6 protein-coding genes are annotated in these 10,752 nt (G+C 58.5%); 2 read left to right on the top strand and 4 right to left on the bottom strand.

Annotation, left to right across the window (positions count from 1 at the left end; genetic code table 11):
* Positions 1-90 precede the first annotated feature (90 nt).
* The 4 genes from FYK55_RS20460 to FYK55_RS20445 all read right to left on the bottom strand — a co-directional run bounded on the left by FYK55_RS20460 (position 91) and on the right by FYK55_RS20445 (position 5,096).
* Complete coding sequence (locus FYK55_RS20460) at positions 91-903, bottom strand: HpcH/HpaI aldolase family protein (RefSeq protein ID WP_150078316.1); 813 nt, start codon at positions 901-903, stop codon at positions 91-93.
* Positions 904-955: 52 nt separating this feature from the next.
* On the bottom strand, positions 956-4,180 hold the full coding sequence (locus FYK55_RS29205) for an FAD-dependent oxidoreductase (RefSeq protein WP_161604652.1): 3,225 nt from the start codon (positions 4,178-4,180) through the stop codon (positions 956-958).
* A gap of 186 nt (positions 4,181-4,366) precedes the next feature.
* Positions 4,367-4,672, bottom strand: coding sequence for a hypothetical protein (locus tag FYK55_RS20450; RefSeq protein ID WP_150078315.1), 306 nt, complete (start codon positions 4,670-4,672; stop codon positions 4,367-4,369).
* 220 nt (positions 4,673-4,892) lie between these two features.
* Positions 4,893-5,096, bottom strand: a complete 204-nt coding sequence (locus FYK55_RS20445) for a hypothetical protein (RefSeq protein ID WP_150078314.1) — start codon at positions 5,094-5,096, stop codon at positions 4,893-4,895.
* Between the two features lie 199 nt (positions 5,097-5,295).
* On the opposite strand from FYK55_RS20445, the gene FYK55_RS20440 reads away from it, so the two are divergent.
* Both FYK55_RS20440 and FYK55_RS20435 read left to right on the top strand, forming a co-directional pair.
* Positions 5,296-8,316, top strand: a complete 3,021-nt coding sequence (locus FYK55_RS20440; RefSeq protein WP_150078313.1) for a hypothetical protein — start codon at positions 5,296-5,298, stop codon at positions 8,314-8,316.
* Positions 8,309-10,678 (top strand): hypothetical protein, encoded by a 2,370-nt coding sequence (locus FYK55_RS20435; RefSeq protein WP_150078312.1) that lies wholly within the window; start codon positions 8,309-8,311, stop codon positions 10,676-10,678. The genes FYK55_RS20440 and FYK55_RS20435 overlap by 8 nt, the downstream gene beginning before the upstream one ends.
* Positions 10,679-10,752: the final 74 nt, after the last annotated feature.

The raw sequence follows: 10,752 nt of genomic DNA, 5'->3' as shown, positions 1-10,752 counted from the left end.
CGCCAGACCTTGTCAAATAATTGGTGGCTGGCACCAATTTGAACATTTGTGGCTGGCACAATATCAATTCAGTTGGTGGGTGGCACCAAATTAGATTTTGGTTTGTGTTGGGGGTTTTGGGGTGGGGGCGAGGCCGATGGCGTTTTTGATGGCGTCCAGTTCGGTTCGCAGGTGCTTTTGAAAGAGCGAGATGTCGCCGCTGTGGATCAAGAGGTTGGCGCCCAATTCGACCAGCCGGACTTGTTGAGCAACGTCGCCCCAAAAGTGGATGCCGGCACCAACGCCCGCCGCCCGTGCCTTGCTAAAGATGGATTCGCAAGCGGTCAGGAAATCCGGGTGATCGTATTGCTCGGGGATTTCGAGGCTGCAGGAAAGGTCGTGCGGGCCGATCAACACCGCATCCAACCCCGGGACCGCCAGGATCTCATCCAGGGCCTCGATCGCGGGAACACTTTCGATGTTGACGATCAATGCCCGCTGAGTGGCTCCCTGCCTGAGGTAATTGCCAAGGCCCGGCGCGGACGCTTCCCCGCGAAGCAGCCCCTGCAGCTTGGCTCCCTTGATCGGCCGGAATTTCACCGCGCCCCGCAAGGCCTGAACCTGCTCGGCCGATTCGACATAAGGAGCAATCACCCCAGCCGCTCCCCCATCGAGCACCATCGTTGCGGCGTAGGGGTCCGGTGAAGGAATGCGAACCAGCGGGGGCAATCCCATCGACGCGTAGGTCTGACACATCCAACTGAGCTCGGATCGCCCAAGAGCGACATGCTCGGTATCGATGAACACAAAATCCAACCCGCAAGTCCGGACCGCCTCGGGCCACCGGGGCGATGGCGAGACGACCAGCGTTCCAAAGACGTGACGTGATTCATGTAGGGCTTGAAGAAATTCAACGATCGTCATGGTGATTCAATTTCCATCGGATGGAATCGCACAGCGGTGGGGGTCAAAGGATTCACTGCGAGAGCAGCCGGATTGGGATGATTGCCAACTCGGCCGAATTCCGGTTGGCGCCGCGACCGCCGTTGTTGGAAAACGCAACGTACAGCTTTCCTTCGTGCTCGACCGCAGACGGGTAGGATAGAGCCGCTGTCGGATCAGATTCGCCCGGCCCGGCATGCACTGCGTCTCGGATGCGGTAAACGCGGGAAAGCTGCTTGCTCGTCGAATCGCTGACCGCGATGGTCAGTGGCCGACGGCGATTGCGATTGTCACGTGTCGTGTTTCCGATCAGATACCTTTGTCCCGTGGACAGCACGCCAGCGTCAGGCTTCGATGCGGCCATCGGCAAATTCGTTTCTCGCATCGTCGTCCATGTCCGTCCGAAGTTGTGACTCTTGGACATCAATGCGACGGGGTCGCGATAGCGGGAAATGTTGACGACGTCGGATCCGTCCACGACAACACAAGATTCTCCCCAAAGATTCAGGTCTTCTGGTTTGGGGATCGTCACGAGGTCCCATTTCAGAAAGTCGTCGCCGTGGCTGATCGCGACGGCGGCCGGATTGTTGGGCATTCCGATCCCGTCAATCACGCGCAGTCCCGCCATGATCCAGTTGCCATCGTCCATCTGACGCGGAGCTTGCATGGGCCAGAACCCGTCTTCCACAACCGTGCCGAGTTTCTTCCAGACCCCGGACGGACCGTCCCAGCGATAGGCTCGCGTGTGGACCTGTTGCATTCGCCCGCGAAATGCTCCGTGGAATGCCCAGAGCTCACCGCCTGCGCTCAGCAGGATGCCATGGCTGACGGCAAGGTCCGGCCCATCGCCGTCATCGATCAGCCGCGGCTTGGTCCACGTTTTCCCGCCGTCGCTGCTGACGGAGAAGCTCGCAATCTCAGAGGCGGTGTTTTCCTTTCCTGGATTTCGACCGTAGCTGGCGAATAGCTGGCCGCCGTGCCACGCCAGTGCAACTCCATGCATCCAGTCAAATTGGTCGACCTCGGGTTCATGCTTCTTGATCACGTGAAAGTCAACGCCATCAAGGTCACGGAGTGCTTCCGCAGATGGAACGGGAACCTCTGGGGCCCAGAGTTCTTCGACCGGTAGCAGTTGGAGGCCGTCGACGGACACGTATCCGTCTGCGAATTCATTGGACACGATGATCCGAGCCGAGTCTCCGCGTTCAAAGCGGAAAACGCCCAGCGATCGCGGCATGCCGTCTATAATCGCCGACCGTCGTTGATTGAGATCGATCGTTCGCTCTCCATCGGCGGCCCGCACGATTACCTTTGTTTTCGTCGATCGGTTCTCGTGCGACGTGTACAACAGGCGTACTTCGTAGCGTCCGGCCGAATCGATCTGCGGAGCAAACGTGGCGGTTTTACGGCCACGTTCCAGGTTGCCATCGTGGCGATAGGTCGAACCGACCCACGGCGGTTGTGCGGAACTTTTGATCCACTCGCCCTCAAATTGCGCCTGATCATCATCGAGGACCAAGCCCTGCAGTTTGAGGGCCGATCGCTTCCGCCGCGAATGGGCTTGGGGATCGAAAGTCCAGTTCAAGACCTGCCCGTCATCAACCAAACGCATGCGAAGTTGGTCGTAGTCGATCTGTTGGACGGAGACCCCGGAATCAATCGCCTGGCAAGCCGCGGTGCCGGCGGACTGGCTGAGCACCATCAACACCGGTTCCATGCGGATACTGGCAAAAGCGGTGTGGCTGGCGGAAAGGGCAAAGGTGACGAACAGGTTATCGCATTCAGACTGCTTCGGCACCACGGCCCCGTAACCGATCTGGTACGGACCGAATCCACCGCGACCACTGGCGACTTTGCCCTCGCGGGTAACCACGCCGTCCTTCACGATTCGACGAATCTCATGAACGTCGGTTCCGTAGGAGCCCAAGCCAATGCTGTTGGGGGCGATCGTTCGTCCGAAGGTGTGGTGTTCGGTCATCACAAGATCGCTGACCATTCGGCGACCCTCTCGAATGTACAACTGGTGCGGCCAGCCGCCATTGTCGGTGAACTCATCTTTGGGTAGCCCAAAGCCCTGCATTTGGCGACGGACCTTCTCCGGCACCCTTGGGTCGGTTGCAAGGAAGTGCAGCAGGCCGCGATGGTAGTCCTCGATCTCTTGGGCGATCTTCGCCCGTTGCTCGTAGCTCGCTTCAGGCCACGCCCAACTCGCACCGGGCAAATTGCCGCCGAAGGTTGCGGTATTGAAGTCCCATTTGGAATGAGGCAACGGATCGTGTTTGCTGAACCATCGCAGGTCCATGTCGTCCCCGTTGGCGATACAGGCCTGGATAAAACGGGCGACCAGTTCATATCGCGCACGGTCATAACGCTCCGGTCGGCGGAGCGGAATCCGATTTGCGGGGTCAGTGGTCAGGCAAAGTCGGAAGCAGTATGCCATCAGTCCTGGAGCCGGTTCACCGGGCGTTCCGGGAGAACCTGCGTTGACTAGCGGAAGCAGGCCACTGGCGGAGTCACCCGGGATCACATACGGATCGAGCGGAAAATCACGATCCCACACACCTTGGCCTCCGGGAACCCGGCCATTATCTCCCGGTTGCTGATGCTCGGCGCGGGGGCGGTACTTGTCGGCGTAGTGAATCCCATTGTAATGCTCCCCGTATTTTGCATTTCCTTCGCGTTGCAAAGTAAAGGTCACACCGGCGGCGGCCATCAAGTCGCCTTCGTACGTGGAGTCGATGAAGATCTTTGCGCGGATGGTTCGGCCATCCTCGGTCGTCAACTCCGCAATGCGTGCACCGACTTTGTGGACGGATTTCAAACGCGTCTCGCGCAGGACCTCCACACCGGCTTCACGGGCCATCGTGTCGAAAAGTTCTTCCGCGACGTGAGGTTCGATTGAATAAGCTCCGCCAGTCGCGGGCCCCCCTTTTCTTTCGAACGCGGCGGTCCAGTCGAGTTGCTTCCCGTAGTTCGCGACCAGACGTGTGAAGTATTCACGAGCGATTCCCCCGACACTCCGCGGGTCGCCGATGTCCACCGCGCTAAGTCCGCCGGAGGTCATCCCGCCCAGATGGCTTCCCGGTTCGACCAGCACGACTCGCTTGCCCATCCGAGCGACCTGCACGGCAGCGACGACGCCCCCGGAGGTTCCGCCGAAGACGCACACGTCCGTCTGGATCTCATCCGCCGCGGTTGGCGATCCGAGAATGCAAGGGAGAAGAACAACAATGACCGCGAACGGAGACTTCAATGGCATGGACCGAAACATCGCTTGGGTGCCGGAATGGTGCTTGATCAAGGTGTCAGTCAAAGCATCTCCGACTGATTCTCACGTTTGTTGCGCCATCGTCTTAACCGCAACAATGGACGCGCGGATTCTCAACACGACAGATGGCATTGACCGCCCTGCCAGGATGCGTCCGCTGCGCAGGGCCGCTGGCCGCTAGCGACGCTCTGTTTGGATCGGCTGCGCAGGGACCTGCGGTGAGTCGACGCCCCAGTGACCGATGGGGCGACCCGACGGCAGTCGCATCACGCCGTTCTCATCGACCCACCAACCGAAGCCATTGCGTTGTTGCGTTTGGATCGCCAGCAATTGCCGCTCGATTCGGTCTAGCCGTTTTAAGATTTCGTCCAGCCGATCGGCAATGTTCGCCGCCGCGGGAACGCCTTCGGTCGACTGCACAGCGTGGACCGGACCGAGCGTTCCGAACGCCAAAAGCAAGAGCAGAGCGAAGCGGCTTGTCATCGGGGCGTCCTACAAATTCCGAGTGGTGAATGCGGCGGAGCGAAACGACGGCATCAAATGGAACTCGGGCGGGATGATGGATCTCAATCCGTCGAGCACGAGTCGTCGCTTCGGTCACTGTATCGTAACCCAATCGTTGGCTCAACGTTTCATCGTTTCCGGTGCGCTAATGCTCGGTCACGAATCTTCTGGCTTTCACGTATTCATAGAGCAGTTCGGTCTACCACGATTCCGTCACCGCACCCCAGAGGTGAACCGACAATCCGAAGCTGACCAACCCGATCAACAGCACCAATAGCCAGATCACATCCGTTGAGTCGGATTCCTGGCCGGAAGGCGCAGTGTCAGCGGGCGCATCGCTGGAGTCGGACGGACGTTCTCGGTGATCGCCGATGGGGCGATAGGGATTCGGTGAATCGGTCATGGAAGTTTCAGGCGGAGTGTCGCCCGTTTTCTTGCTCGATGAAGAAGAGGCGTCGCTGTGGCGTTCGACGTCGCGACCGTCGGAAGGATTTGATGACGCCGCTCGGCGGCTGTCTTGCCGTCAGGCATTCAACGTTCCTCATCATACAAAGAATGGATCCGTCGACCGATTGTGGCATCCCCCACTGGATCGGGTTATCATGCGGGCCACTTCTCGCATCTTGATCGACGCTTCCCAAGCGTCCAGTTCTCCGGGGGCACTCGTTTTGCTTGATCGCACCGAACATTCGCAGGCGTCGGATGCAGAGCGTGGCGACGATGTCTCGCGTGTGGAGAATCGAGATTCCGGTGGAACGGATGAATCGAACCTGGGGCGCGATCCGACAACGAAAAGTTTCAAGAAACCTGGCAGGTTCAAGCTGCGGATGCCATCGTCGCGTACCGCCGTGTGTGCCTTGCTCGCTGTGTTTTTCGTTGTCTTGAATTGGCCGTTTCAATATCAGCCGACCAGGGGCATCGTCAGTTCACAAGAACCGGCTTACGACCTGCCAGTCGAAATCGGGGATCACGTCCTTGCCTATCCGCTGCAAGCCGGTTGGCCGCAGCGGTATCTGATTCGGCATTCGTTTGACGATGCTCCGACGCACACTCGGTGGTCGGTCCGAGCGCTTTTGGTGGACGTTTTGATCGCCGTGGGATTGTTCGCGGCTGCGTTTTGGCACCTGACACCGAAACGGGCGGGCGTATCAGACCCACCGGCCAAAAGAAACTTGTCCCTGGCAGATCTCTTGGTGTTGGTCACGATGATCGGAGCCGGCTTCGGATACTACGAATTGCAGACGCGTCGGCAGGCCGAGGATGAGGCGATCGCCGAGCAGTTACGCAGTGGCGGCGATGTTGTCCGTCAGACGATCTTGCCCGTCGCATTCAAAGACTATTTGCCAGTCGCGCTGCAGCGTCAGTGGGTGCGAATCACCGGCGTGACATTGGACAACCCGACCGAAGAACAGGTCGAAATGGCGTGCCGCTTACCCTATTTGCGGTCGCTGCGAATCGGCGGTTCCGGCTACGACCCTGAAAACCTTCGTCGCTTGCCGTCGATGCGTTATCTGCAAGACCTGCGAATCTCCGGGTGCGAACTGGATTCTCCGACCGTGTTGGCGATCTCGGCATGCCCTTTGGTGCGTCAGTTGAACTTGGCGCATACGAACAGCAACGAAAGCACGGTCGCTCAATTGGCCAAGATGCCAAGGCTGCGCCGGTTGGTGGTGTTTGGGTCGACGATCCCCGATGCGGTTTGGAATGATTGCGGTTTGAAACCGCAATTGCGTCAACTGGTGCTCTCGCGGCCGGAAACCGGTCACTCGGGAAGCGTCGCGATTTCCGGTTGGCCTGAACTGGAAAAGCTCAGCTTTCGTTCGCTCGACGGCATGGCGAATCCAAAAGCGTATTCGATTGACGTGAGCGACATGCCAAAGTTGACGGAACTGTCGGTCGACGCGTTCCAGTTAATTGACTTGAAGCTGAAGAGTTTGCCCCAGTTGGCAAGCTTGCAGCAAGAAAAGTATCACCGGCTATCTCGAAGGGCCAAAGGAGAGAAATTGCCGAGTTTGCTGTGGCTTCGAAATGTCGTGTTGGAAGACCTGCCGATCAGCAACTTCGCGTTCTACTTGGGCGGTTTCGAATCAATTCGCGTCCGCGATTGCGATCAGCTGGCGCAGATCGTTGTGTCGACGCACGAACTGTCCGAGATCGGAAAGGGCGTGCCAAACCCTGGCTTGGACCCGGATCGTCAGCAAGAGTTGTTGGATGATCTCGCTGAAGTGAAGGGGAACCTGCGAGTCTCGCTGGCCGGCATGCGTTTGACCGATCTGGACTGGACACAGTTCGCGGCCAACACGTCGGTCAGCCAGCTTGATCTGACGGATTCGGTCGTCGGGAGCAGCTTCATGCGCCAGGCGAGAACGCTGCCGTTGAAGCATTTGCAAGCGGGATCAGCCACGATGCCTGGATCCTTCATCAACGACCTGAAAGGTGCGTTTCCGGATTTGGAGTTCCTGCGCATCAACTCGGGAATCAATGCGGTGCGGATCGAGGACAAGGCTCACCTGAAATTGCTGGAATTTGACCAGCATCGAAAGTCGAACCTGACCGCATTGCGGCTCGTCAATGTGCCGGAGCTGACGTCCCCGATGGTGGTTAATCCGATGGGCAATTACGTCTTTGTTGACAACGCACCTTCGTTGGGTGGATTGGCGATCTTGTCGAGTGAGGCGCAAGTCAAGCTTGCCGGGATCACGGGAATGCGATGGTTCGTCGGCGGTGGCAAGTCGATGACCGGTGAGAACGTTCGCGAGGTTTTGCGGTCGACAGGATTGCGGAATCTGACGATCGCTTACCCCGATCCTGAGGTGGGCGCCGAATGCTTGGCTGGCCTCGCCGATTTGAATTCCCTGTCGGCGTTGCGGATTCCCGGGTCTCGATTGGACGACGACTGGGTGACGGCGTGGACCCTTCCAGACACTCTTGACCGAATCGATGTTCGTTCATGCGGGCTTTCGAGCGAATCGACAACCCATTTGATTCGTCACGGCCAGTGGAGGGAACTGATGCTCAGCGGGAACGAAATCGACCCGGCGTCACTGCATTCGCTCGGTGACCGATGTCGGCTGACACGTCTGGGATTGGGCGGCATGTCGCTCGATCTGAAAACCATTCATGCCATGGGCTCCATGGATGAGCTTTTTGGTTTGGATCTTTCCGGGGCCACGATTGCTGCGGGAGGTTTGGCGGCGCTAATCAAGCTGGCGCCGAATTTGCGAGAGCTGAATCTGCGAGGCGCGACGGTCGATTGGTCCGACGTCGGACAAGTGTTCAACAGCAATAGCAATTTGCGAATGAACATCGATCCCGCCGCGGCGCCGGTCCAACTGATGTCCATGGTACTGAATAGCGATCGGCTGCTTCGCCAGCCGGATGCGATGGAGAAATGGTTCCAACCGCAGAGCCGTCGTCTGATGGGATACTTGCCGACGGGACAACCCGTGTACGCCGACGAGGACGAGGGGCCGGACCAATTCGAGCTTCCCGACTGGTCTCCGGATTATTTCCAGGTAGCTGCGACAAGCAATCTCCTGTTTCCCATGATGTTCTCCAGCGGCCCGAATCGCCTGAACGGCGTCAACGTCTCCAGCGACCAAGCGGAGGATTCCGATGAGTAGACCATGCTGCGTTCTCGGGACCGCTGTTGTGTTGATGTTGACGGTCGGGTGCGAGCCGCAACCGGAGCTGGCGGATCTTCCCGCGATTGCATCTGGGACCGCCCTGGTTGCAGCGGATGTGAACCCACAACAACTGCGTTGGCCAGTGGAAGCCGATGAGTGGCAGGTCTCTCCACCGAGCGACTACGCGTTCTTGCGGCGGATGGAAAAAGGCGAAATCGGGAAAGTCGCGGAGCAGATCGTTCGTGAGCGTGAAGAACGGATCGCACAAGCCGATCAGTCCGACGATCCGCCTCCGTGGAGCGTCGCTCACTACGACTTTCCCGTCGAAGAGGTCATCTCGGTCAAAGCCGCCGTGGATGAATACTCGGGAGAGTTGATGAAACGGCTCCGCGTCGACATTCCGGACCACATCCGCGAGCCTCACGTGACCTTCGACCCGTCGGAGAAATACTTGGTGCTCGCGGACGAGAATCTGTGGTTCTGTCAACTTCCTTACCGCGAGCACTGGGCGACACCGGACACGCCACCCCAGCCCTCCGACATCGCTGGTTCGCCGGACAAATTCGTCCAGATCCCTTTACCCGCGGCGGAAACGGATGCCCCAGTGCACGTCGAGTTTTTTCTTGACGACGCGCGGGCGGTGGTCGCGAAAGGGGCCACGGTGTGTGTGGTGGACTTTGGGACGCAAAAGATCCTCACCAAGGCTGAGCTCGAAGGAGCCGTTCAGCACCTGAGCGTTGCGATCAACACCGGCGACGCGATTCTGGTCGACCAGCAGGGAAACCTGTATTGGTCCGACAAGTCGCTGCAGCGTTTCGTCCGTGTTGGGAAAGTGCCGACGGACTTACCTATGCCAACACTTTCTCCGGACGGCGACCGAATCGTTTCCTATCGAAACCCGGAGGTCGGTCGGGTGCAGATGATTGGACCTGGTGGGCCGGCGCACGCTTTCGACGTCGAATTAGCTAATGCCGATCAACCCTTGGCAATCTGGTGCAGTCGCGATGTTGATCTTTGGATCGAACCGAATCGCATCTACCGAAGACAGAATGATCGTGACGGCAATGAAAACCGCCGCCGGGCGGATCCGATCACGTTGTACTGGGAGTTGGAGCAGGTGTTCGCTTCGCATTGGTTCCCCAGTCGCCGGTGGCAAACATGCATTGCCAGCCGACCGTCGGCCGACGGAAAGCGTCAGCGAGTCCTCTTCGATGCCAATTTAGATAGTCGATGGCCTTATCGGCCCGTCGAGTTGCCTGATCTCGAGGGAAAAACGGTTGTCAGTGCCACGTCGGGCACCACCGTTGCGATTCACGATCACCGTCACATCGACCTGTACTACCGCGTCTCCGGACTGACGGATGACGTCCGTAACCTAACCTCACTGGCTTCAAAGTGGGTTATGGCACGCCAATTTGATGACATGGAACGACTGCATCGACTGTTGCGTGCTTTACCGGAGGACCGATTTGATCGCACGCCGGAACAACTTTACACCTCGCTGATCGACGGAGTCTCCAATGGGTGGTGGAGGACGTTGAAGCAGAGTGAATACGAGGACGGGGAAGCGGAGCAGCGCGAGGCAGCACGGGAGACGCTGGCGGCAATCGAAGCGTGGTCCGCCAAGGAGTCCACGTTGGGACTCTGCTGCCGGATTCGCCTTCATCTCAATACCGCTTGGGACGCTCGGGGAACGGGCTGGGCCAACAGCGTCTCCGCTCAAGATTGGCAAGTATTTGAAGACGAAAACATGAAAGCGGCCGCCCTGCTGCGGACCTTGTTGCAGCGGGACGATGTGCCGGTGTATTCGTATGAGGCCGCGATTCCGGTCGCGCGTGACACCGGGAAAACCTATGAGTCGGTCGCAGCGCTACTGGAATCGGGGCTGCGACGCCATCCTCGGGAATTCGCCTGGCATCAAGGCATGATGTCTTGGAAGTTGGAAAAGTGGGGCGGATCAAGAGACGGCAGCGCGATCTATGCGGCGTCCATCGCTGATGCACTCGGGGCCCCCGAAGGCGATTTCTTATACGCGCAGTGCATTCAGTCCATTCAGTTCCATTTTGGATTCCCTTTCTTTGACTACTGTGGCGTCCAGGAGAACCGAATTCTGTCGGGAGTTCGACACGGGCTCGAGACGGGGTACTACAGGTATTCGTCGGCGGCACACAGCATGTACCTGTTGCATTCTTCCCACGGGCAGCGGCCGGCTCCTCCGTCCACCGGAGCCTATGGGATCAAGGCCATCGAACTGACGCGGCGGCTGGCAGACTACTACAAGCAACGCTACCCGCTGTTGACCTACGACGAGCTACGCAATCAACGTTTTCAAGAATTGAGTTCGTATCTTCCGAATTGAACTTCTTGCAAATGGCCCCTGATTTTCGGTGCTCAAGCGACCAAATCGGTAACGGCTTATCGGGTGCCATCGGA

The sequence above is a fragment of the Roseiconus nitratireducens genome, from assembly GCF_008629675.1.
Lineage (GTDB): Bacteria > Planctomycetota > Planctomycetia > Pirellulales > Pirellulaceae > Stieleria > Stieleria nitratireducens.
The sequence above is the reverse complement of the archived record's forward strand: the minus strand, read 5'-3'. Positions and strand labels throughout refer to the sequence as shown.